At 57.6% G+C, this 23,624-nt stretch carries 22 protein-coding genes; 10 read left to right on the top strand and 12 right to left on the bottom strand.

Annotation, left to right across the window (positions count from 1 at the left end):
* Positions 1–152: 152 nt before the first annotated feature.
* Positions 153–917 (bottom strand): pyruvate dehydrogenase complex transcriptional repressor PdhR, encoded by a 765-nt coding sequence (gene pdhR, locus FKM52_RS05000; RefSeq protein WP_141175085.1) that lies wholly within the window; start codon positions 915–917, stop codon positions 153–155.
* 540 nt (positions 918–1,457) lie between these two features.
* Between pdhR and aroP the strand changes: the two genes are divergently transcribed.
* The 3 genes from aroP to FKM52_RS04985 all read left to right on the top strand — a co-directional run bounded on the left by aroP (position 1,458) and on the right by FKM52_RS04985 (position 5,373).
* Positions 1,458–2,813: an aromatic amino acid transporter AroP gene (gene aroP, locus FKM52_RS04995; RefSeq protein ID WP_141175084.1), complete on the top strand. Its 1,356-nt coding sequence runs from the start codon at positions 1,458–1,460 to the stop codon at positions 2,811–2,813.
* Positions 2,814–2,977: 164 nt separating this feature from the next.
* Positions 2,978–4,393 carry a glycoside-pentoside-hexuronide (GPH):cation symporter gene (locus tag FKM52_RS04990; RefSeq protein ID WP_141175083.1) on the top strand — a complete coding sequence of 472 codons (1,416 nt, stop codon included), beginning with the start codon at positions 2,978–2,980 and terminating at the stop codon, positions 4,391–4,393.
* Positions 4,390–5,373, top strand: coding sequence for a glycoside hydrolase family 43 protein (locus FKM52_RS04985; protein ID WP_141175082.1), 984 nt, complete (start codon positions 4,390–4,392; stop codon positions 5,371–5,373). Before FKM52_RS04990 ends, FKM52_RS04985 begins: the two co-directional genes overlap by 4 nt.
* Here the strand turns inward: FKM52_RS04985 and ampE are convergent.
* The 3 genes from ampE to FKM52_RS04970 all read right to left on the bottom strand — a co-directional run bounded on the left by ampE (position 5,344) and on the right by FKM52_RS04970 (position 8,048).
* The gene (gene ampE, locus FKM52_RS04980) at positions 5,344–6,198 is read right to left on the bottom strand and encodes a beta-lactamase regulator AmpE (protein WP_141175081.1); all 855 of its coding nucleotides are present in this window, start codon (positions 6,196–6,198) and stop codon (positions 5,344–5,346) included. The two genes, FKM52_RS04985 and ampE, sit on opposite strands and share 30 nt — an antisense overlap.
* Positions 6,195–6,770 (bottom strand): 1,6-anhydro-N-acetylmuramyl-L-alanine amidase AmpD, encoded by a 576-nt coding sequence (gene ampD / locus FKM52_RS04975; protein WP_141175080.1) that lies wholly within the window; start codon positions 6,768–6,770, stop codon positions 6,195–6,197. The genes ampE and ampD overlap by 4 nt, the downstream gene beginning before the upstream one ends.
* A 75-nt stretch (positions 6,771–6,845) precedes the next feature.
* Positions 6,846–8,048, bottom strand: a complete 1,203-nt coding sequence (locus tag FKM52_RS04970) for an amino acid deaminase (protein WP_141175079.1) — start codon at positions 8,046–8,048, stop codon at positions 6,846–6,848.
* Positions 8,049–8,224: 176 nt separating this feature from the next.
* On the opposite strand from FKM52_RS04970, the gene nadC reads away from it, so the two are divergent.
* The 4 genes from nadC to hofC all read left to right on the top strand — a co-directional run bounded on the left by nadC (position 8,225) and on the right by hofC (position 12,370).
* The gene (gene nadC, locus FKM52_RS04965) at positions 8,225–9,142 is read left to right on the top strand and encodes a carboxylating nicotinate-nucleotide diphosphorylase (protein ID WP_141175078.1); all 918 of its coding nucleotides are present in this window, start codon (positions 8,225–8,227) and stop codon (positions 9,140–9,142) included.
* A 201-nt stretch (positions 9,143–9,343) separates the two neighbouring features.
* A complete protein-coding gene (gene ppdD, locus FKM52_RS04960) occupies positions 9,344–9,793 on the top strand; it encodes a prepilin peptidase-dependent pilin (protein ID WP_141175077.1) in 450 nt (149 codons plus the stop codon).
* Positions 9,793–11,178 (top strand): type II secretion system protein GspE, encoded by a 1,386-nt coding sequence (gspE, locus tag FKM52_RS04955; RefSeq protein ID WP_141175076.1) that lies wholly within the window; start codon positions 9,793–9,795, stop codon positions 11,176–11,178. The genes ppdD and gspE overlap by 1 nt, the downstream gene beginning before the upstream one ends.
* Positions 11,171–12,370: a protein transport protein HofC gene (gene hofC / locus FKM52_RS04950; protein WP_141175075.1), complete on the top strand. Its 1,200-nt coding sequence runs from the start codon at positions 11,171–11,173 to the stop codon at positions 12,368–12,370. Before gspE ends, hofC begins: the two co-directional genes overlap by 8 nt.
* On the opposite strand, the gene FKM52_RS04945 is transcribed toward hofC, so the two are convergent.
* On the bottom strand, positions 12,367–13,407 hold the full coding sequence (locus FKM52_RS04945; RefSeq protein ID WP_141175074.1) for a GMP reductase: 1,041 nt from the start codon (positions 13,405–13,407) through the stop codon (positions 12,367–12,369). The genes hofC and FKM52_RS04945 overlap by 4 nt on opposite strands.
* Before the next feature lie 241 nt (positions 13,408–13,648).
* On the opposite strand from FKM52_RS04945, the gene coaE reads away from it, so the two are divergent.
* From coaE to yacG, 3 genes are read left to right on the top strand one after another with little or no spacing between them, the layout of a single operon-like run.
* Positions 13,649–14,260, top strand: a complete 612-nt coding sequence (gene coaE, locus FKM52_RS04940; RefSeq protein WP_141175073.1) for a dephospho-CoA kinase — start codon at positions 13,649–13,651, stop codon at positions 14,258–14,260.
* 4 nt (positions 14,261–14,264) lie between these two features.
* Positions 14,265–15,008, top strand: coding sequence for a cell division protein ZapD (zapD, locus tag FKM52_RS04935; RefSeq protein WP_141175072.1), 744 nt, complete (start codon positions 14,265–14,267; stop codon positions 15,006–15,008).
* Between the two features lie 9 nt (positions 15,009–15,017).
* Entirely contained in the window at positions 15,018–15,224 is a 207-nt protein-coding gene (gene yacG / locus FKM52_RS04930) for a DNA gyrase inhibitor YacG (protein WP_141175071.1), read from the top strand.
* Positions 15,225–15,237: 13 nt separating this feature from the next.
* On the opposite strand, the gene mutT is transcribed toward yacG, so the two are convergent.
* From mutT to ftsQ, 7 genes are all read right to left on the bottom strand, one after another.
* Complete coding sequence (gene mutT, locus FKM52_RS04925) at positions 15,238–15,636, bottom strand: 8-oxo-dGTP diphosphatase MutT (protein ID WP_141175070.1); 399 nt, start codon at positions 15,634–15,636, stop codon at positions 15,238–15,240.
* A 72-nt stretch (positions 15,637–15,708) separates the two neighbouring features.
* Complete coding sequence (gene secA / locus FKM52_RS04920; protein ID WP_141175069.1) at positions 15,709–18,414, bottom strand: preprotein translocase subunit SecA; 2,706 nt, start codon at positions 18,412–18,414, stop codon at positions 15,709–15,711.
* 77 nt (positions 18,415–18,491) lie between these two features.
* Positions 18,492–19,001 (bottom strand): secA translation cis-regulator SecM, encoded by a 510-nt coding sequence (gene secM / locus FKM52_RS04915; RefSeq protein ID WP_141175068.1) that lies wholly within the window; start codon positions 18,999–19,001, stop codon positions 18,492–18,494.
* 282 nt (positions 19,002–19,283) lie between these two features.
* Positions 19,284–20,201 (bottom strand): UDP-3-O-acyl-N-acetylglucosamine deacetylase, encoded by a 918-nt coding sequence (gene lpxC, locus FKM52_RS04910; protein ID WP_141175067.1) that lies wholly within the window; start codon positions 20,199–20,201, stop codon positions 19,284–19,286.
* Positions 20,202–20,300: 99 nt separating this feature from the next.
* Positions 20,301–21,461, bottom strand: coding sequence for a cell division protein FtsZ (gene ftsZ, locus FKM52_RS04905; protein WP_141175066.1), 1,161 nt, complete (start codon positions 21,459–21,461; stop codon positions 20,301–20,303).
* Between the two features lie 72 nt (positions 21,462–21,533).
* Positions 21,534–22,790, bottom strand: coding sequence for a cell division protein FtsA (ftsA, locus tag FKM52_RS04900; protein ID WP_141175065.1), 1,257 nt, complete (start codon positions 22,788–22,790; stop codon positions 21,534–21,536).
* Positions 22,787–23,623, bottom strand: coding sequence for a cell division protein FtsQ (gene ftsQ, locus FKM52_RS04895; protein WP_141175064.1), 837 nt, complete (start codon positions 23,621–23,623; stop codon positions 22,787–22,789). The genes ftsA and ftsQ overlap by 4 nt, the downstream gene beginning before the upstream one ends.
* Between the last annotated feature and the right edge of the window lies 1 nt (position 23,624).

Genomic DNA, 23,624 nt, shown 5'->3' with positions numbered 1-23,624 from the left:
CCCGTCGCTAGTTGCCGCGTATCCCTTCATCTTTCACCTGTTGGCGTCAAGCCACTTGCCTGGAGCCCGTCGTCCAATGCTGCCGGACGCCGAAACCGCCGCTGATGACCCGCAAACCACCACGCAAAATCCCGGTTTTATAAGATTACGCGTTATTCCTTACGTTGCTGTAAACGACGCAGGGAGCGTTCACGACGCGTCTGCTCCCGACTTCTGTCCAGCAATATTTCCTCGATGAACGCCAGATGACGATGTGAAGCTTCGCGCGCCTTTTCCGGCTCGCGGGCGACAATCGCCTCAAAAATACTGGCGCGATGGTCGCTCACCTGCGCCAGCATTTCGCGGCGTGAGTAGAGCAATTCAAAATTCTGTCGCACATTTTTTTCCAGCATCGGCCCCATAGATCGTAGCAAATGCAGCAGCACCACATTATGCGCCGCTTCCGTGACGGCAATTTGATACTGCATGACCGCATCGGCTTCGGCATCAAGATCGCCGCTCTGCTGGGCGTGCTGGATAAGCAGGTGGCAGTCGCGAATGCGCTGTAAATCTTCTTCGGTGCCGCGCAGGGCGGCGTAGTAGGCGGCGATCCCTTCAAGCGCGTGGCGGGTTTCCAGCAGGTCAAACTGGGATTCAGGATGATCGGCAAGCAGGGCAACCAGCGGATCGCTCAGGCTCTGCCACAGATTCTTCTGGACGAAAGTGCCGCCGCCCTGACGACGCAGCAGCAGCCCCTTCGCTTCCAGGCGCTGTATCGCTTCCCGCAAAGAGGGGCGAGAAACGTCGAACTGCTTAGCAAGCTCACGCTCCGGAAGAAGCTTTTCGCCGGGGCGCAGCGTCCCCTCCATAATCAGGGATTCAAGCTGTTGCTCAATCGCATCGGAGAGCTTTGGTTGGCGAATCTTACTGTAGGCCATTGTCCCTTCTTCTGCCAGGCGCCGAAGTAAATTGGTAATACCAATTGAAAAAAAGTGACGCTAAAGTAACAAAGTATTCACCTTCTGTCTATACGGCATCAGCCAGAATCATGCGGAATACGATGTGGCGAAACGCCCGAAAACCGCGGCTAAAATACGTTATTTCCCGGCTATCCGCCGATGAAGCGGCAAAATATTCGCCTGTTTGCCCCTAAAATCAGACCGGAATCTTATTTTACGATAACCAGAAAAATTATTCGTGGTTATTCGCATTAATCGGCAAAGGCGGATAAAAAAGCGCCTCAGACGTGACCGAAAAAGCAGCTTTGACATTATTGCGGTCGCCTGCACAGAAAGCAGGTGCAATCTTTCGCGCCTACCATTATTCTTTCCCCCTGGGTAGACTTTTAGCCAAATTGTCCTGCCCTCTCTGTAAACTAATTAATACAAGAATCGTAATTATAAAATTACAAGACATATGCCTGCCCTCTGCGCCAGCGGGCGTCGCACGGCCAGGCACGAAATGACTTAAGGGGTTTTATGGAACAACAGCAGGGCGAGACGCTTAAGCGGGGATTAAAGAACCGCCATATTCAGCTGATTGCATTGGGCGGCGCCGTCGGCACCGGCCTGTTTCTGGGAATTGGACAAACGATACAGATGGCCGGGCCTTCAGTGCTGCTGGGCTACGCCATCGGCGGCTTTATCGCCTTTTTAATCATGCGCCAGCTGGGCGAAATGGTGGTAGAAGAGCCGGTTGCCGGTTCATTTAGCCACTTTGCCTATAAATACTGGGGCAACTTCGCCGGCTTCGCCTCCGGCTGGAACTACTGGGTGCTTTACGTGCTGGTGGCGATGGCGGAGCTGACGGCGGTCGGCAAATATATTCAGGTCTGGTGGCCCGATTTTCCCGCCTGGGCCACCGCCGCCGCCTTTTTCGTCTTAATCAATGTTATCAACCTGACCAACGTCAAGGTCTATGGCGAGCTGGAGTTCTGGTTCGCCATTATCAAGGTGGTGGCGGTGGTCGGCATGATCCTGTTCGGCGGCTGGCTGCTGCTGAGCGGCAACGGCGGCCCGGACGCCTCGGTCAGCAATATCTGGGCGCAGGGCGGCTTCTTTCCGCACGGCATCAGCGGGCTGGTGATGGCGATGGCGGTAATCATGTTCTCCTTCGGCGGGCTGGAGCTGGTGGGGATCACCGCCGCCGAAGCGGACGATCCGACCAAAAGCATCCCGCGCGCCACCAATCAGGTTATCTATCGCATTCTGATCTTCTATATCGGCTCGCTGGCGGTGCTGCTGTCGCTCTATCCCTGGGTTAAGGTCAACGGTGAAAGCAGCCCATTTGTGATGATTTTCCACGATCTGGGCGAAAATCTGGTAGCTAACGTATTAAACGTGGTGTTTCTGACGGCGGCGCTGTCGGTCTATAACAGCTGCGTTTACAGCAACAGCCGCATGCTGTACGGCCTGGCGAAACAGGGCAGCGGCCCGCAGGCGCTGCTGAAGGTCGATCGCCGCGGCGTGCCCTATGTGGCGCTGGGCGTTTCCGCACTGGCCACTGCGATCTGCGTGCTGATTAACTACCTGATGCCGGGCGAAGCCTTTGGTCTGCTGATGGCGCTGGTGGTTTCCGCGCTGGTAATTAACTGGGCGATGATCAGCCTGGCGCATCTGAAATTCCGCAAGGCGAAAGATCGTCAGGGCGTGCAGACGCGCTTCCGGGCGATTCTCTATCCGGCGGGCAACTGGCTCTGCCTGGCGTTTATGGCCGCGATTTTGGTAATTATGCTGATGACGCCGGGCATGGCGATCTCCGTCTGGCTGATTCCGGTCTGGCTGATGGTGCTGGCGGTTGGCTATGCGATAAAGAACAAAACGCAGCAAGCTTAACCTGTTTCCGGGCGCCCTGTGCGCCCGGTTGCATCGCGCCAGACGTTACCCTCCTCACATTTTTCCCGTCGCAGTGATTTTGTCCATCTTCATGACCAGCCTGTATTAGCCGCACAATCATTAAGCCGTAATAATCATTCCACTGTTCTGTGGGAGAAAAAAAGATGAACGGATCGGCGCTTTCCTTTAAAGAAAAGCTGGGTTACGGCATGGGCGATGCGGGCTGCAATATGATCGGCGGCGCTATTATGCTGTTCCTGAACTACTTCTATACCGATGTTTTCGGCCTGGCGCCCGCGCTGGTCGGGGTATTGCTGCTTTCGGTGCGCGTGCTGGATGCGGTTACCGATCCCATTATGGGCGCGATTGCCGATCGCACCCAGAGCCGCTGGGGACGCTTTCGCCCCTGGCTGCTGTGGATTTCGCTGCCCTACGTTCTGTTCAGCGTGCTAATGTTTACCACGCCGGACTGGAGCTACGAGTACAAAGTCATTTACGCCTTTGTCACCTATTTTCTGATGTCGCTGGCCTACACCGCCATCAACATTCCCTACTGCTCGCTGGGCGGCGTAATCACCAACGAGCCGCATGAGCGCGTCTCCTGTCAGTCTTACCGTTTTGTGATGGTCGGTATCGCCACGCTAATTCTTTCTCTGACGCTGCTGCCGATGACCGAATACTTCGGCGGCGGCGATAAAGCGCGCGGCTATCAAATGGCGATGGGCGTTATGGCGGCGATCGGGCTGCTGATGTTTCTCTACTGCTTCGCCACGGTACGCGAACGTATTCGTCCCGCCGTGCCCAGCAATGATGATTTGAAAAACGATCTACGCGACGTATGGAAAAACGATCAGTGGGTGCGCATTCTGCTGCTGACCTTCTGCAACGTCTGCCCCGGCTTCATCCGCATGGCCGCCACCATGTATTACGTCATCTGGGTGATGGGACAATCCACCCATTTCGCCACGCTGTTTATCAGCCTGGGCGTGGTGGGTATGATGATCGGCAGCACGCTGGCGAAGGTATTGACCGACCGCTGGTGCAAGCTAAAGGTTTTTTTCTGGACCAATATCGCGCTGGCTATTTTCTCCTGCGGCTTCTGGTTTCTCGATCCGCAGGCAACGCTGCTGGTAGCGGTAATGTATTTCCTGCTGAATATTTTGCACCAGATTCCCTCCCCGCTGCACTGGTCGCTGATGGCGGACGTGGATGATTACGGCGAGTGGAAAACCGGCAAACGTATTACCGGCATCAGCTTTTCCGGCAACCTGTTTTTCCTGAAGGTGGGCCTTGCGGTGGCTGGGGCGATGGTGGGCTTTCTGCTCTCGCTGTATGGCTATGATGCCGGGGCGAAACAGCAAAGCGCTACCGCGCTGGGTGGTATTACGCTGTTGTTTACCGTGATTCCCGGCATCGGCTATCTGATAACCGCCGGCGTTGTGCGTCTGTTAAAAGTCGATCGCCAGCTGATGGCGACTATTCAACAGGATCTGGCGAAACGCCGGGAAAACTACCGTGAGCTGAGCGCGCTGCGCGACGGCAACGCTTTTGCTATCAAACCAGAAGGAACGGCATCATGACGGCTCTGTGGCCCAATCCACTCATTGAACAGCGGGCGGACCCCTTTATTTTACGTTATCAGGATCGCTACTACTTTATCGCCTCGGTGCCGGAATACGATCGCCTTGAGCTGCGCTGCGCCGGCACCATTCTGGAGCTTGCCCAGGCGGAAGCGGTGGTGATCTGGCGCAAGCCCGACGTCGGCCCGCAGAGCGCCTTAATCTGGGCGCCGGAAATTCACTATATCAACGGTCAGTGGGTCATCTATTTTGCCGCCGCGCCGAGCCGCGAAATTAAAGCCGGTTTGTTTCAGCATCGCATGTATGCCCTGACCTGCGACGATGCCGATCCCCTTAGCGGCCGCTGGGAAGATCGTGGCCGTATCCAGACGCCGCTTGACAGCTTTTCGCTGGACGCCACCACTTTTCAACACCAGGACAAACAGTGGTATCTGTGGGCGCAGAAAGATCCGGCGATCCCCGGCAACTCTAATCTCTATCTGGCGGAACTGGAGAATCCCTGGACGCTGAAAGGCAAACCGGTCATGCTGAGCCGCCCGGAATATGAGTGGGAGTGCGCGGGGTTTAGCGTCAATGAGGGGCCGGCGGCGATCTTCCACGGGCAACGGCTGTTTATCAGCTATTCGGCCAGCGCCACCGATGAAAATTACTGCCTTGGCCTGCTGTGGATCGATATTAACGAAGATCCGCTACAGCCTGCGCGCTGGAACAAATCGGCGCGCCCGGTGTTTACCACCAGCTGGGAAAACCGCCAGTATGGACCGGGACACAACAGCTTTACCGTGGATGAGGCGGGCAACGATCTGCTGGTCTATCACGCGCGCAACTATACGGAAATTGAAGGCGATCCGCTCTGGGACCCGAACCGCCATACACGGATTAAAACTATTCGTTGGGATGCCGGCGGCATGCCTGACTTCGGCGTGCCGCCAGCCGATACCGCTGCGGAATTACACCAGCGTGCCGTAAATAGTGAGTAGCGCCACCACCACCACCAGCGCCAGCGAAACCTTCTTCGCCAGCGATACGGCAATACGCGGCGTTTCTACGCTGTCGCAACGCTCATCGCGCGCCAGCGAATACTGCGCCAGCTGGGTCAATACCTGATACTGCGGGCGGCGCACGTCGCCCAGGGCGGCAAACCAGGCGGGCAGCGCGCGCTCGCCGTGGCCCAGCAGCGCATAGGCAACGCCCGCCAGCCGCACCGGTAGCCAGTCAACCCAGTGCAACACCCGATCGACGCCGGAGTGCGCGCGCTCCAGCGGCGTGCGGTGCTTCGCCAGCCAGCTTTGCCAGGCGCGCAAAAACGCATAGCCGGTCAGTAATACCGGCCCGTAAGCGCCGCCGATAACAAACCAGAACAGCGGCGCCAGATAGAAGCGATAGTTAATCCACAGCAGCGCGTTTTGCAGCTCGCGCAGCGTCTCGCGCTGACCGCACCCGGCCGGCAGGCCGTGGATCAGCGTCAGCTCTTCCGCCATCGCGCCGCTGGCGTTCTCATCGCCGTGGCTGGCCGCCTTAAGATAAGCGTGATAGTGCAGGCGCATCGAACCGGCGCCGATACAGAGCAGGCCGATTAAAATCCAGAACAACAGCTGTACCGCGCCAAAAAATAATCCACGCAGCGAGAGGATAACAATCAGCACCAGCAGCATCGCCAGCAGCGTCATCGCCAGCGTGCGTCCCAGAGAAAAGCGGCGGCGCTGGCGAAAAACAGGCTCAAGACGATGATCGAGCTGCCAGTGTTCGCCCATTTTAAACAGGCGTTCCCAACCTAAAACTAATAATAAGGAAAAAAGCGTCATGCATTCCGCTCCGGTAAAGGTAAGCTGGCGGCCTCCGGCAGACCGCTCAGAAAGCGTGCCCAGTCAAACGCGGGGCCGGGATCGGTTTTGCGTTGCGGGGCGATATCACTGTGCCCGGCAATCCGCGCGGGCGTAATCGGGTAATAGCGCAACAGCAGGCGCGTTATCGCCTGCAGCGCCTGATACTGCGCATCGGTGTAGGGCAGCGTATCGGTGCCCTCCAGCTCGATGCCGATGGAGAAATCGTTGCAGTTCTCCCGGCCCTGCCAGCAGGAAAGCCCCGCGTGCCAGGCGCGCTTATCAAAGGGAACATACTGAACGATTTCGCCGTCGCGACGGATCAGACAGTGCGCAGCGACGCGCAGCTGAGCGATATCGGCAAAGTAAGGATGCGCCGTGGGATCGAGCGTGCCGGTAAACAGCGCATCGATCCACGGGCCGCCGAACTCGCCGGGCGGCAGGCTGATGTTATGCACCACCAGCAGGCTCGGCGTTTCTTCTTCCGGGCGCAGGTTAAAATGCGGCGAAGGTACATGGCGTACGCCCGTCAGCCAGCCCTCTTTTATCTCCATGGCAGGATCTCCCGTTGCTTTTTTTACACAGCCTACCATGAATTCAGCGCCCGCTTTATATTCCTTATGCCGCGTTTAAAAGCAGGTTTGCAGCACTTCACGAACCTTTAGCCGCGCGTCGACCAGACAGAAGCGGCGCCACTTATCGAAGGTCAGACAGGGGTGCGAGGCGCCGAAAGCGATAATATCGCCGGGCTGTAAATCGTGTTCTGCCGGGCCCTGTAAAAACAGGTGCTGATCCATCAACCTGACGACGCGCCACTCCTCGCCCATTGCCGCTGGCTGCGTTGCGCCCTGACGCCAGACGCGCAGCGCGACCGGCATATCGTCATGGGCAATATCCCGCTTGCCCAGCGCCACGATGACCCTGCCCGGCTCCGGCGCCGACTGTACGCAGGCGAACACCTCCATCGCCGGCAACAGAGCGTCCTGCAGCTGCGGCTGGCGCGCCAGCACCTGCTGCTGCGCCCGCTGATAAAGGCCGTGATCGTGCACCAGATAGCAGCCGGGACGCAGCACCGGCAGGAAAGCGTTTTGCGCCTCCTCACGGGAAAAGGCTGCGGCCACGCGATCGTACCAGGCGGAGCCGGAAGCGGTGATCAGCGGCTGCGGCACGCTGAAGGCGCCGGCGTTACGCAGTTTCAGCGCCACGGCCACCAGACGATCGATAAAAGCATCTACCTCCCGCTGCGGCTGAGCGCCGCCGATAACCCCCTCATAACCTTCAATGCCGCACAGCTGGAGCGCGGGCTGCGCCTGAATCGCCGCCGCCACCGCCAATGCCTGCTCATCGCTGCGGCAGCCGCAGCGCCCGTCGGCGACGCCCAGCTCCAGCAAAACGTTCAGGCGAAGCTGCCGTTCAGCAAAAAAAGCGCCCAGCTGGCGCACGTTCTCCACGCTATCCACCAGACAGTAAAAATCGCTGTCGGTCTGACGCACTATATCGGCCACAATCTGCATATTGGCGCGCCCGACCAGCTGGTTAGCCAGCAGGATGCGCCTGATGCCCGCCTGCGCCGCTACCGCGCACTGCACGGCGGTAGCCAGGGTAATGCCCCATGCGCCCGCCGCTATCTGTCGACGAAACAGCGCGGGCGCCATGGTGGTTTTGCCGTGCGGCGCCAGCACTGCGCCGTAGCGATCGGCCAGCGCCTGCATCCACTTCAGGTTATGCTCCAGCGCATCCTGATGTAGCACCAGCGCCGGCAGCGAGACATCGGTTAACAGCGAATCACCGGTTACCGGCAACCCTTTTTCCGGTTGAGTTAAAGTGAACATTGATGATTTCCTTATGATTGCGTTGCTTCATCATTACCTGTTTAGCGCCAAAAGCGCCAGCCTGCGCCATAAAAAGCGCCGCTTGTTTAGTTGGCTAAACTTTTCCTGCCATATCTGGTGCCTGGGGGCCGTTCAGGCTACAGTAAGCGCATCGTTTAAAACCGGACGGAAACCTTATGACACAGCGACGTTATAACCCTGAACATCGACGCACGGCCCTGCTTTCGCGCATTGCCGATGACATACCCGGCGCGGTAGAACAAGCATTAAAAGAAGATTTAGGCGGTGAAGCCAACGCGGATAACGATATTACCGCCAGCCTGCTGCCTGCCGCAACTCAGGCGCAGGCTACCGTCATTACCCGCGAGGCCGGTGTTTTCTGTGGTAAACGCTGGGTAGAGGAAGTGTTTATTCAGCTCGGCAATCAGGCGCAGCTGGAATGGTACGTGGCGGACGGCGACGCCATCCAGCCGGAGCAGAAGCTGTTTACTGTTTCAGGCCCGGCGCGCCTGCTGTTAACCGCTGAACGCACCGCGCTGAATTTTGTCCAGACGCTCTCCGGCGTCGCCAGCGAAGTCAGCCGCTACGTCAGCCTGCTGGAAGGTACGCAAACCCGCCTGCTCGATACGCGGAAAACGCTGCCGGGGCTGCGTACCGCGCTAAAATATGCGGTGCTTTGCGGCGGCGGCGAAAACCATCGCCTCGGCCTGGCGGATGCGTTTCTTATTAAAGAGAATCACATTATCGCCGCGGGATCGATTCGTCAGGCGGTGGAAAAAGCGCTCTGGCTGCACCCGGACGTGCCGGTTGAGGTTGAGGTTGAAACCCTGGACGAGCTGCGGCAGTCGCTGGCAGCCGGCGCGGATATCGTGATGCTGGATAATTTTACCCTGGAGCAGATGCGTGAAGCGGTGAAAATAACCCAGGGGCAAGCGCTGCTGGAGGTGTCCGGCAACGTTACCGCCCATACGCTGCGCAGCTTTGCGGAAACCGGCGTTGACTATATTTCCGTAGGCGCATTGACCAAGCATGTCCGCGCGCTCGATCTTTCGATGCGTTTTCACCAGGCGGCGCTTGCTCCCTCTTCCCTGTAATATCCGCTGATGGCGTGGCGCCCCGGTGCGCCACGCTGCTCTTCTGCCGGTGTAAATTGCGCGCCAGCTTCCAGCATTTTGTCGTTTCCCGCAATGAATGACGCATTATTACATGCCGCCTTCCAACCTGCCGCATCGCTTCTCGCTCCCTGCGGCAAACCCGGCTAACGTCTGTCCGGTTCCCCACAAGGAGAGGCGAATATGAAACAGCAAGGCTTTACGTTAATTGAATTAATGATCGTTATCGGTATTGTCGCCATTCTCAGCGCTATTGGCATTCCCGCCTACCAGAGCTATCTGCAGAAAGCCGCGCTGACCGATATGCTGCAAACGATGCTGCCTTACAAAACGGCGGTAGAACTGTGCGCGGTGGAGCATGGCGCTACATCCGGCTGTAGCGCGGGCAGCAACGGCGTACCCGCCGGGAAAGGTTCGCGCTACGTCGCCTCCGTTAGCATCGCGTCAGGCGTGATTACGCTAACCGGACGGGAAAGCCTGAGCGGCCTGACGGTTACGCTCAGCCCGCACTGGCAGAGCAATGAGGGCCAGATGGCGTGGCGGCGCAGCTGCGACAGTAAAAACAGCAGCCTGCAAAATAATTGCCGTAACGTTTTTCGCTTTGACGATCAGGCTACGGAAGAGAAAGTGTAATGGGCGCCATCAATTCACGGCTGGCTGAGATCTGCCGTCAGCATCAGGCTCTGCTGCTGCGGGAAGAGGAAGAAAGCATCACCGTTGCCGTTAGCGGCGCGCCCGCGCCGTTACTGCTGGAAGCGCTGCGCTTTGCCGATCAGCGTCAGATTATGCTGGAGGAGTGGCCGCAGGCGAGGCTTGAACAGCGGCGGGCCGTTACGCCACAGGCGGATGAACGCGCCGGCGCGCCCGCGGCCTCAGTCGCGACGCAAATCGATCGGATATTACTGCACGCTGTACAGCGCCGCGCATCCGATATCCATATCGAACCATGCGCCGAAGGAGTGCAGGTACGCCTGCGGATCGACGGCGTGCTGCAGCCGCTGCAAACCTTTAGTTCGGCGCAGCAGGCGCCGCTAATCGCCCGGCTGAAAATCCTTGCTAACCTCGATATCGCAGAGCGCCGTTTGCCGCAGGACGGTCAGTTCAGCCTGTCATTGCAGGGCGAAGCGACGGCGTTTCGCCTCGCCACGCTGCCGGTGCGACGCGGCGAAAAGGCGGTAATACGCCTGCTGCAAAGCGAATCGCAGGATTTGCGGCCGGAACAGCTCGGCATGTCGCCAGCGGCGCTGGCGCATTTTTACCGGGCGCTGGCGCAGCCGCAGGGGTTGATCCTGGTTACCGGCCCTACCGGCAGCGGCAAAACTTTTACGCTTTACAGCGGCCTGAGCCACCTCAACCAGCCGGAAAAAAACCTCTGTAGCGTGGAAGATCCGGTTGAAATTCCGCTGGAAGGCGTTAACCAAACGCAGATTAACCCACGCGCCGGGCTTGATTTCCAGCGTGTGCTGCGCGCCCTGCTACGTCAGGACCCCGACGTGATTATGCTGGGCGAGATACGCGATACCGAAAGCGCGGAGATTGCGCTCAAGGCGGCGCAAACTGGCCATCTGGTGCTTTCCACCCTGCACACCAACTCAACGACCGAAACGCTGACCCGTCTGAGGCAGATGGGGATTGCGGGCTATTTGCTGGCCTCGGCGCTGCGCCTGGTGATTGCGCAACGCCTGGCGCGGCGGCTGTGTCCGCACTGCCGCTTCCCCGCCGAAAAGGTCGAGGGCCTGCCCGCGCGCCTGTGGCCGGGTAGCCTGCAAAACTGGCAGGCTACCGGCTGCGATCACTGCTTCTCCGGCTACTATGGACGGCTGGCGCTGTTTGAACTGTTACCGATAAATACGGAGCTACAGGCGGCTATTGCTGCAGACGCCGACAGCGAAACCCTGATGGCGCTGGCCCAACGGCAGAATCTTCCCAGCCTGCTGGCATCGGGGCTTGATGCCGTTAACCGGGGCGAGACATCGCTGGCGGAAATTTATCGGGTTATAGGCCTGGAGCATGACTAGCTGTCGCCTCTGGCACTGGCAGGCGATAAACGAGCGCGGCGAGCTGATAACGGGCAGCTGGCTGTTAACCGACGATCGGCCAATTATGAAGCTAATGGCAGAACGGCAGTATCTGCCGTTAGCCTGCAAGCGGGGCAAATACTACCGCGCCCGCGACTGGGCGCCGCGGCAGAAAATTGCGCTGATGCAGCAGCTGGCTACCCTGCTTAAGGCAGGTCTGACGCTCTCTGCCGGGCTCTGTCTGTTAAGCGAGGGGGAAAAGCATGCCGGATGGCGCGCGCTGCTGCAGGCGTTACAGGAGGAGGTGGCGCAAGGCTCATCGTTTTCCAGCGCGCTGGCGCAGTGGCCGATGATATTCCCGCCGCTCTACGCCGCACTGATGCAGGTTGGCGAACTCACCGGCCAGCTCGATAGCTGCTGCTTACAGCTGGCGCATCAGCAGGAGCGGCAGCTAAGGCTGCAGAAGAAGGTGATGACCGCCCTGCGCTATCCGCTGTTTATTCTGCTGGTGGCGCTGGCGGTAGCCGTTGCCATGTTGCTGCTGGTACTGCCGGAATTTGTCGCCATCTACCAAACCTTTAACGCGCCACTGCCCGCTTTTACGGCAGCGGTGCTGGCCTTCTCGGCGGGGCTACAGCAGCGTTTTCTTCCTCTGCTGGGTATAGCCATTGTCGCTATCGCTTGCTGGCGCTACCAGCGTCGGCGCCGACCGGGATGGCAACGGAACGAACAACGCTGCCTGCTGCGCCTGCCGTTACTCAGCCAGCTTTGGCGCGGCAGCCTGCTCAGCCAGATATTTACCACCTTAACGCTAACGCAGCAGGCGGGCCTGCCGCTGCTGCATGGGCTGCAGGCAGTAGAACAGACGCTGACGCCGTTACTGTGGCGCGAAGCGATGCAGCAGCTGCAGCAGCGCGTCGCGCAGGGCATGCCGCTGCATCTGGCGATTGCCGACAGCACGCTGTTTACGCCGCTCTGCCGGCAGCTGATAAAAGTGGGTGAAGAGGCGGGCGCGCTGGATCATCTGCTGGCGCGCCTGGCGCAGTGGCATGAAAACCAGACGCATGAGCTGGCTGATTCGCTGGCGGCAACGCTGGAGCCGGTAATGATGGTCATCACCGGCGCCATTGTCGGCACGTTAGTCATCGCTATGTACCTGCCCATCTTTAACCTGGGCGCGGTGCTGAATTAGCGATTAAAAACGCGGTTTTCCTGCTCCGCCACGCGAATAAAGGTGGTGCGCTTGGTAAGCTCTTTCAGGCGCTCGGCGCCAACATAGGTACAGGCTGAACGCAGCCCGCCCAGGATATCGCGGGCGGTAGCATCTACCGGGCCGCGCAGCGGCAGCTTAACCGTTTTACCTTCGGCTGCGCGATACTCAGCTACGCCGCCGACGTGCCGCTTCATCGCAGATTCAGAGCTCATACCGTAAAACAGCATAAACTGCTCGCCGTTTTCTTCGATGATATGGCCTTCGCATTCATCATGCGCCGCCAGCATACCGCCCAGCATAACGAAATCCGCGCCGCCGCCGAAGGCTTTAGCTACGTCTCCCGGCACCGAGCAACCGCCGTCGCTGACAATCTGTCCGCCCAGGCCATGCGCGGCGTCAGCGCATTCGATAACCGCAGAAAGCTGCGGATAGCCGACGCCGGTTTTCACCCTGGTGGTACAAACTGAACCTGGGCCGATACCCACCTTAACGATATCCGCGCCGGAGAGGATTAGTTCCTCAACCATTTCACCGGTGACCACATTCCCGGCACAGATGGTTTTGTTCGGAAAAGCTTCACGCGCGCGCTGCAGGAAGGCGACAAAATGCTCGGAGTAACCGTTTGCCACATCGATACAGATAAAATTCAGCGTCGGCGAGAGCGCCAGCACCGCTTTCAGCTTATCGAAATCAGCGTCGGACGTACCGGTGGAAACCATAACGTGCTGCAGCACCTGCTCCGGCACGCGCTGGATAAAGAGGCGCCATTCATCAACGCTGTAGTGCTTATGGACTGCGGTAAGAATATCAAAGCCGGCCAGCGCTTCGGCCATGCTGAACGTGCCAACAGTATCCATATTGGCCGCAATAATCGGCACGCCAGACCAGGCGATGCCGGAATGCTTGAACGTGAACTGGCGGTTGAGCTCTACCTGTGAGCGGCTTTTTAACGTAGAGCGCTTGGGACGAATAAGCACATCTTTAAAGCCTAGTTTTAAATCTTCTTCAATACGCATGACATCATTCCTGGGTTTTTGGCGACGATCTGACGATCGGGTGCTGCAGCCAGCTCCAGTGACGTTATCATACGCGGTAAAAACGCGCATACAAGACTGCGAAAACACCTTTAAGTACGCTACAATCCCGTAAATTTACCTGAAGACAGGCGATGCGATCGCCATTGCAGAAATTACCGCGGGCGGTAAGCGTTAATCTCAGGCTAACCGGCTTTTACCGGCGAAACAGGATATCCAGAAGATGCCCTACACTGTTGCGCTGACCGGAGGTATTGGCAGTGGAAAAAGCACCGTTGCTCATGCTTTCGCGCATTATGGCGTAGATATTATTGATGCTGACGTGATCGCCCGGCAGGTTGTCACGCCGGGCCAGCCCGCGCTGGCGGCAATTACGGCTCGCTTTGGTTCGCCCATTCTTCATGCAGACGGCACGCTCAATCGCCCCGCGCTGCGTCAGAAAATATTCAGTTCCCCGGCAGAAAAGGCCTGGCTGGAGCGGCTGCTGCACCCGTTGATCCACGCCGAAACGCGCCGGCAGATCGCTGCGGCGCGCTCTCCATGGTGCCTGTGGGTAGTGCCGCTGCTGGTGGAAAACCGGCTGGAGAAGCAGGCCGATCGGGTGCTGGTAGTTGATGTCGATCCCGCAGTGCAAATTGAGCGTACCATGGCGCGGGACGGTATTACGCGCGCCCAGGCCGCCAAAATTATTGCCGCTCAGGCAACGCGCGCGGCGCGACTGGCCGTAGCGGACGACATTATTGAAAACAGCGGGCAGCCCGATGAAATACTGCCGCTGGTTGCCAAACTGCATCAACGCTATCTGGCGCTGGCTACGGCAACAAAACAGGATTAACAGCATGAGCAAAGTGGTACTTTTTGAACATCCGTTAAATGAAAAAATGCGCACCTGGCTGAGAATAGAATTTTTACTGCAGCAGCTGCAGGGCAGCGCCACGATCACCGATCACCTTAGCGCTCTGACTTTTTTCCGTAATATCAGCGAGCTGCTGGACGTTTTCGAACGCGGCGAGCTACGCACCGAGGTGCTTAAAGAGCTGGAGCGGCAGCAGCAAAAGCTGCTGGCGTGGTGCGATGTGCCCGGCGTCGATACCGAGCGCGTCGAAGCGCTGCGCAAGCAGTTAAAGAGCCGCGCCGGAGATTTAATGTCCGCGCCGCGCATCGGCCAGCAGCTGCGCGAAGATCGGTTAATTGCGCTGGTGCGCCAGCGTCTGAGCATCCCCGGCGGCTGTTGCAGTTTCGATCTGCCCGCGCTGCACGTCTGGCTGCATCTCGATCAGCCGCAGCGCGACGCGCAGGTGGCCTTCTGGATGGGAACGCTCGATCCGCTACGTCAGGCGCTGTTTATGATCCTTGAGCTGATCCGGCAGTCGGGGGTGTTCCGCCATCAAACCAGCCTGAACGGCTTTTATCAGGATAATGCCGACGGCGCTGACTTACTGCGCCTGCAGTTAACGCTGGAGGATAGCCTGTATCCGCAGGTATCGGGTCATAAAACCCGCTACGCTATTCGCTTTCTGCCGCTGGATAGCGAACGCGGCGATGTTCCGGCGCGTCTTGATTTCAATCTGGCCTGTTGTTAGAGGTATGCCATGAGTAATGATGTGACTAAAGTCGCCTGCCCTACCTGCGGCAAAGCGGTGGTCTGGGGAGAGCAAAGCCCGTTTCGCCCGTTCTGCAGCAAGCGCTGCCAGCTTATCGATTTGGGTGAATGGGCCGCCGAGGAGAAACGCATCCCCAGCAGCAATGATTTATCAGACAGCGATGGCTGGAGCGAAGAGGAGCCGCCTCAACACTGATTATCCGCGCCGCTTACGAACGCGCTTCGGCCAGCAGGCGCGCAACCAGCTGGTGATTCGCCGGCGGAAACTCGTCGGCAATCAGTTCGCGCTGGGGCACCCAACGCTGCGGCTGGCCTTCCCGCCCCCAGGGTTCCCCCTGCCATTGCTCGACAAGGAAAAAGTGCAGCGTAACGCGCACATCCTGGTAAGCGTGATCGGCATGAGCGAAAGCGGTGGCCGCCAGCACCACAATCCCGGTCTCCTCCAGCAGCTCACGCTTCAGCGCCTGTTCCGGCGTCTCGCCCGGCTCAATTTTCCCGCCGGGAAACTCCCACATATTCGCCATATGCGAGTCGGCCGGACGGCGCGTCAGGAAAATTTCCTGCTGCGCGTTGCGGATAATGCCAACAGCCACCTGAAGATGTTTCATTTTCGCATCCTTGATAACGGAATTAATAAAAAGGGAGCACGCGGCTCCCTTTTTGGTTTTAGCTTAGCGTAATCAGGCCAGGCGCCCGTGGCACTGTTTATATTTTTTACCTGAACCGCAGGGGCAAGGATCGTTACGTCCCACTTTGCGCTCGCCGGTTTCCGCTGCCAGCGCAACGGCAGCCTGCGTTTCATCATCAACGTGGCTCAGCTGCTGCTGTCGCGCCAGGCGTTCCGCCTCTTCACGACGCTGCGCTTCCATCGCCTCAACCTCTTCCGGCATACGCACCTGTACTTTGCTCAGCGTACTGATCACCTCATATTTCAGTGATTCCAGCATCGCCGCAAACATCGCAAAGGATTCACGCTTGTATTCCTGCTTCGGATCTTTCTGCGCATAGCCGCGCAGATGGATCCCCTGACGCAGATAGTCCATCGCCGCCAGGTGCTCTTTCCATAGCGAATCCAGCGTTTGCAGCATCACGCCTTTTTCAAAGTTGCGCATCATCTCAGCGCCGACCACTTCCTCTTTACGCTGGTAGACTTCCATCGCCTGGGTAAGGATGCGCTCGCGCAGCGTTTCCTCATGCAGCTCCGGCTCTTTATCCAGCCATTGCGTAATCGGCAGGTCGAGATCGAAATCGTTTTTCAGGCGCTCTTCCAGCCCGGCAACATCCCACATCTCTTCCAGCGACTGCGGCGGAATATAACTGTCGATGGTAGTTTTAAACACATCTTCGCGGATGCTGTTTATGGTTTCGCTAACGTCAGCAACGTCCAGCAGTTCATTACGCTGCGAGTAGATAGCGCGACGCTGGTCGTTAGCCACGTCGTCATATTCCAGCAGCTGCTTACGAATATCGAAGTTACGGCTTTCCACCTTGCGCTGGGCGTTGGCGATCGCTTTGGTCACCCACGGGTGCTCAATCGCTTCGCCCGGCTTCATACCCAGCTTACGCATCATATTCGATACGCGATCGGAAGCGAAAATACGCATCAGCGCATCTTCCATTGACAGGTAAAAACGGGAAGAACCCGGATCGCCCTGACGTCCGGAACGTCCACGCAGCTGATTATCGATACGGCGCGATTCGTGACGCTCGGTGCCGATAATGTGCAGACCGCCAGAGGCCAGCACCGCATCGTGACGCACTTTCCAGGCTTCTTTGATTGCCGCGATCTGCTCTTCGGTCGGGTTTTCCAGCGCGGCGACTTCAGCCTGCCAGCTGCCGCCCAGCATGATATCGGTACCGCGGCCCGCCATGTTGGTGGCGATGGTTACCGCGCCCGGCTGGCCCGCCTGCGCAACGATATCCGCCTCACGCGCGTGGAATTTTGCGTTCAGCACGTTGTGCTTGATGCCGGCGCGCGTCAGTTCGTTAGAAACCACCTCCGATTTTTCAATCGAGATAGTACCGACCAGAATCGGCTGACCGTTCGCCGTACGCTCGCGAATGTCTTCGATGATCGCATCGATCTTCTCTTTCTCGGTCATATAGACCAGATCGGGCAGATCCTTACGCACCATTGGGCGGTTAGTCGGCACCACGATGGTATCCAGCTTGTAGATCGAGCTGAACTCAAAGGCTTCGGTATCCGCCGTACCGGTCATACCGGCCAGCTTCTCATACAGACGGAAGTAGTTCTGGAAGGTAATGGAGGCCAGCGTCTGGTTTTCGTTCTGGATCTCAACGCCTTCTTTCGCTTCCACCGCCTGATGCAGGCCGTCTGACCAGCGACGTCCCTGCATGGTGCGGCCGGTATGCTCATCGACGATGATCACTTCGCCATCTTTTACGATGTAGTCAACGTCGCGGGTAAACAGCGCATGCGCGCGCAGCGCGGCGGTAACGTGATGCATCAGCATGATATTGTTCGGCGAGTAGAGCGATTCGCCCTCCGCCATAATGCCTTCCTGCACCAGCAGCTCTTCGATGGCCACCAGGCCGCGCTCGGTGAGATGCACCTGACGTGCTTTTTCATCTACCGAGAAGTGGCCTTCGCCCTGGAAAGTATCGGAATCCTCTTTCTCCTGGCGAATCAGATGCGGGATGATTTTGTTAACTTTGATATAGAGCTCAGAGCTGTCTTCGGCCGGGCCGGAGATAATCAGCGGCGTGCGCGCTTCATCGATCAGGATGGAGTCAACCTCATCCACCAGCGCATAGTGCAGCTTGCGCTGTACGCGCTCTTCCGGGCTGAAGGCCATGTTATCGCGCAGGTAGTCGAAGCCATACTCGTTGTTGGTGCCGTAGGTGATATCGGCGGCATAGGCTTCGCGCTTGGCGGGCGCCGGCATACCCGGCAGGTTAATCCCTACGGAAAGGCCGAGGAACTCAAACAGCGGACGGTTGTTTTCCGCATCGCGCTGCGCCAGATAGTCGTTGACGGTCACTACGTGTACGCCTTTGCCGCTCAGGGCATTCAGGTAGGCCGGCAGCGTCGCGGTCAACGTTTTACCTTCACCGGTACGCATCTCGGCGATACAGCGATCGTTCAGTACCATCCCGCCGAGCAGCTGTACATCGAAGTGGCGCATGCCGAATACGCGGCGGCTGGCCTCACGTACCGTAGCAAAAGCTTCCGGGATCAGGCTGTCCAGCGCTTCGCCTTTTTCCAGGCGGGCGCGAAACTCCTGGGTTTTCGCCTTCAGCTCGTCATCGCTGAGCTTTTCAAAATCGGGCTCCATCTTATTGATGACGTCTACCACCTTACGCATACGACGCAGCGTACGGTCATTACGGCTACCAAAAACTTTGGTTAATAAATTAATTAGCATAGTGAATACATTCTCATCTTCACCGCTCTCTCTGCGGTTCGTTTTTTATAGTGATATGGTTTTTAATAAGGGCTGGTTTAGCTAAGAATGTACGGACCCGCGCGGATCCCCTGCACCTGGGCCAGCCAGATGCCGACATGATAATCCGGCGTAACGGAAGCTGCGGGCTGCTGCGTATGGCGAATGATAACCGGCTGTCGCGGCTCACGGGTAAGCAGGGCGTTAAGCGTATCCAGCAGCGCCAGTTTCTGCACGGCCAGCGGCAGCGCCTCTTTCACATCGGGCAGATGCTGCGGCGTCAGCGCAAAAGAGAGATGGCGGATAACGGTGCGGATGGCATGCTGATGCCAGTAATCGACGGTAAAACTGGCGCGACGGGCGTTGGCCTGCAATAACGCAAGGTTATCAAACCGCGCGCCGCTGCCGGTGATCGATTTTTTCGCCGTGGCCTGCGGGCGATTATTTTGTTCCGCGCTCTGCGCATGGGCTACAGGCAGGCCAAGGCTTGCCGCCACCATGCCAAATAAGAGATGCGGCCAAAGATAACGCCTGCCTAATTGTCGCCAACGATGAAAAATAGCGATCACAACGTTTTCCGTCTGACAGGGTAGCCCCTGTCCATCTTCAATGAATAATTAACGGCTCCGTTCCCTCTGACGTAAAACGCCTGTTGCCGTCTTTAACGAGGGCAAATCTTACCATCATTGCGCGCTTTAAACATCAGATCGTCGCGGGAGGAGAAGAAAAGAGCGGTATTCTGTCCATAGCGGCGCAAATAATGTACGCCGGGCGCAGATACAAAAACGACTGGCTTTGCCGGTCGGAGAGAGTGAACCAGCGCTACCAGTCGTTTTACGCGGTTAAGGCCGTTACGCCAGAACCAGATTTGTTGCCCTGAATGCCACCGGCAGTTCAGCTTCGTCCTCAAAGGTCGCCCATTCCCAGGCTTCCTGCTTCGCCAGTACCGCCTGCAACAGCTTGTTGTTCAGCGCATGACCAGATTTGTAGGCGGAAAACGCGCCGACAATATTGTGGCCGCACATAAACAGGTCGCCAATCGCATCCAGCATTTTGTGACGAACAAATTCATCTTCGAAGCGTAAACCTTCTTCGTTCAGCACGCGGAAATCATCTAACCCGATCGCGCAATCTAAACTACCGCCCAGGCACAGGCCTTTCGACTGCAGATACTCGATTTCACGCATAAAGCCGAAGGTTCTGGCACGGCTGATTTGACGCATGAACGCTTCCGTAGAGAAATTCAGCTGGTAACGCTGCGAGCTGGAATCGATCGCCGGATGCTGGAAATCGATGGTGAAATCGAGCGAGAAACCGTTGTAGGGTTTGATCTCAGCCCATTTGTCGCCATCTTCAACGCGCACCGCCTGCTTAACGCGCACGAATTTCTTCGGCGTGTTCAGCTCTTCGACGCCCGCGTCAACCAGCAGGTAGACGAAAGGCGCGGCGCTGCCGTCCATAATCGGCACTTCCGGCGCGTCAACTTCGACAATGATGTTGTCGATGCCCAGACCCGCCAGCGCTGCGTTCAGGTGTTCTACGGTGGAAATACGTACGCCTTCATCATTCACCAGGCAGGTACTCAGCATGGTGTCGCGCACATATTTTGCATCAGCCGGAAAATCAACCGGTGGATTCAAGTCAGTGCGACGATAGATGACCCCGGTATTAGCCGGCGCAGGGCGTAACGTCAGGGAGACTTTTTTGCCGGTATGCAAACCGACGCCAGTCGCCTGAACAATACGTTTTAGTGTCCGTTGTTTGATCATCGTATTATCTCGCAAAATATCATCCGACCGTCAGTCTATATTACTGACGGGCGAAGATTTTAGCACAAAGAGCGGAGAATCCCAATTCTCGGCTTATTCCTAATCCGCCTGCTTGCGCAGAAAAGCAGGAATATCCAGGTAATCGGGCTCTTTGCCAGACTGCGAACTCTGATCGTTAACCACTTTCGCTGCAGGTTTCTGCGGCTCCTGCGGCAGCGGCGACATGCCGTGCTGCTGGTAACGATGATCCATAACCGGCTGGCTGGCCGCCTGTTTATTGGTCACCAGGGTGATTTCCGGACGTTTATCCATGCCGATGCCGGTCGCTACCACGGTCACGCGCAGTTCGTCGTTCATTTCCGGATCGAGAGAAGTACCGATCACCACGGTGGCGTTGTCGGAAGCGAAAGCGCGAATGGTGTTGCCCACGGTTTCGAACTCATCCAGACGCAGGTCGAAGCCAGCGGTGATGTTGACCAGCACGCCGCGCGCGCCGGAGAGATCGATATCTTCCAGCAGCGGGCTGGAAATCGCCATTTCAGCCGCTTCTTCCGCACGATCTTCGCCGCAGGCGACGCCGGAGCCCATCATGGCGTAGCCCATTTCGGACATTACGGTACGTACGTCAGCAAAGTCGACGTTCATCAGGCCCGGACGGGTAATCAGCTCGGCGATGCCCTGTACCGCGCCTTTCAGCACGTCATTGGCCGCACCAAAGGCGTCCAGCAGCGAGATGCCGCGGCCCAGCACTTTCAGCAGCTTGTCGTTCGGAATGGTGATCAATGAATCGACATGCTTGGAAAGTTCGGCGATGCCCTGCTCGGCAAACGCCATGCGCTTTTTGCCTTCGAAGTTAAACGGCTTGGTCACCACGGCAACGGTCAGGATGCCTAAGTCTTTCGCCACTTCCGCCACGACCGGCGCAGCGCCGGTGCCGGTGCCGCCGCCCATGCCGGCAGCGATAAATACCATGTCCGCGCCGTCTAATGCGGAACGCAGCGCTTCGCGATCTTCTTCAGCAGAAGTACGACCCACTTCAGGATTCGCGCCTGCACCCAGACCTTTAGTAATGTTGGTGCCGATTTGGATGGTCTGGCCGACTGCAGTCTTGCGCAATGCCTGTGCGTCCGTATTCACCGCGAAGAACTCAACGCCTTCGATGCGCTCGCGGACCATATGCTCTACGGCGTTACCGCCGCCCCCGCCGACGCCGATGACTTTAATCACCGCGTCGTTGGTTAATTCCATTGGTTCAAACATAATTTCTCTCCGTTATGTGCCTGTCGCCTGGAGATCATAAAATAGAGCTAGCATGATCCCCTTTTAGAAAAATTAAAACTCTTTTTTCAGCCAGCTGTTGATACGTTTAAACCAGTTGCCGACTGAAACGCGTTTTTCGACATCCGCCTCACCATTCAGGTGGGACTCTTTTCCATAGTGCAGAAGGCCTACCGCCGTTGAGTAGTAAGGCTCCTGCGCATAATCCGTTAGCCCAGTGATATTTAAAGGCTGCCCAATGCGCACCTGGGTATGAAAAACCCGCTGCGCGCAGGCCGCCAAACCTTCAATTTGCGCCGCGCCGCCGGTCAGGACGATGCCTGCCGCCAGATGATGCTTCACGCCCTGCTGACGCAGCTGTTCCTGCAGCTGCAGAATTTCATCATTCACCAGGTTGAGCAGCTCGGTATAACGCGGCTCAATCACCTCGGCTAAAGTCTGACGCTGTAGGCTGCGCGGCGGACGTCCGCCAACGCTGGGCACCTCAACGTTCTCATCTTTGCCGACGATCGAACCCAGCGCGCAGCCGTGGCGAACCTTGATGGCTTCCGCGTCGGTCGGCGGCGTGCCGAAGGCATAAGCGATATCGCTGGTCACCACGTTCCCTGCATAGGGGATAACCTTGGTGTGACGCAGCGCGCCGCCGGTATAGACCGCAATATCCATCGTGCCGCCGCCGATATCGACTACGCACACGCCCAGTTCGCGCTCATCTTCCGTCAGCACCGCAAAGCTGGATGCCAGACCGGCGAAAATGAGTTGGTCAACTTTCAGACCACAACGTTCAACGGCTTTAACAATGTTTTTCGCCATATCGTTGTGGCAGGTGATCAAATGCACCTTCGCCTGCATACGCACGCCCGACAGTCCGACCGGGTTTTTAATCCCTTCCTGATAGTCGATGGCGTACTCCTGCGGAATCACATGCAGAATGCGATGTTCATCGCGCACGCGCACCGATTTCGCGGTGTGTACTACGTTCTCGACATCTTCCTGAGTGACTTCCTCTTCAGAAATCGGAACCATCCCGATTTCGTTCTGACAGCTGATATGTTTGCCGGATAACGCCAGATAAACTGACGAAATCTGGCAGTCCGCCATCAGTTCCGCCTGGTCGATGGCGCGCTGCACGCACTTCACCACCGACTCCAGATCGTTTACGCCGCCTTTATCCATGCCGCGGGACGGGCAGCTGCCCACCCCAATAATGTTGACCATGCCATCGGGCAGAATTTCCCCTACTAAAGCGGCGACCTTGGCGGTGCCAATCTCAAGTCCTACTACCAGTTTTCTGTCCGTCGCCTTGATCATTGTTGTTTAGCCTGTGCCTGATTCTGTTGCTGATTACTGTCCTGTGGCTCAATAAATGCCGGAGCCCAGCCAACGGCAGCGCCGGAGTCATAGCGCAAATCGACATAACTGACGCGCTTATTATCTGCGGCGGCCTGCTGCTGTATCATCGGCCAGAGTTCGATAAATCGCTTAAGTCGCCTCATGTTATCGCTACGGCCCAGCTCAATACGTACATCATCGCTGGTGACCAGCTGCCATGAGTGGCGAGCGGTCATGGATGCTGCTTTAACGCGAAACTTACTGGCGGCCAAAACCGCGCTCATCTGCCGCCAGCCTTCCAGCACATCCTGCTCGTTGCCTTCAGGGCCATACAGCAACGGTAGCGTTTCTTTGCCGATATGGTTAGCTGGAACGCTAAAAGATTTACCTTCCGCATCAACCATATGTAAATCATTCCACCGCGCTACCGGCACATACTCAACCAGATGAATCTTTAATTCGTCCGGCCACTGCTTGCGCACGCTGACTTGTTTGATCCACGGCAAGCGTTCGATCTGCTGCTGCAGCACATTTACATCTTGTGACATAAAAGTGCCGGGCGCGCCCAGCGACAAAATGGCCTGGCGAATATCGTCGTTGGTGGTGTAATGGGTTTTTCCCGTCACCACCAGCCTTGAAAGCGGCAGTCGCGAGGCGTCATTCATCCATTTCAGCACCACCACGCCGCCCGCCAGCATGGTGCCGATCACCAGCAGCAGGAACAGAATGCCTGCCAGGCGCGAGCCATTGCTGCGTCCGGTGCGCGCTTTTTCCTGCGCCTCCCGACGTACGTTCAGAGCGGCCTGCGACATC

It is taken from the genome of Mixta tenebrionis, assembly GCF_006517625.1.
Taxonomy (GTDB): domain Bacteria; phylum Pseudomonadota; class Gammaproteobacteria; order Enterobacterales; family Enterobacteriaceae; genus Mixta; species Mixta tenebrionis.
Note: the sequence above shows the minus strand (reverse complement) of the source record. Positions and strands in the feature narration are given on the sequence as shown.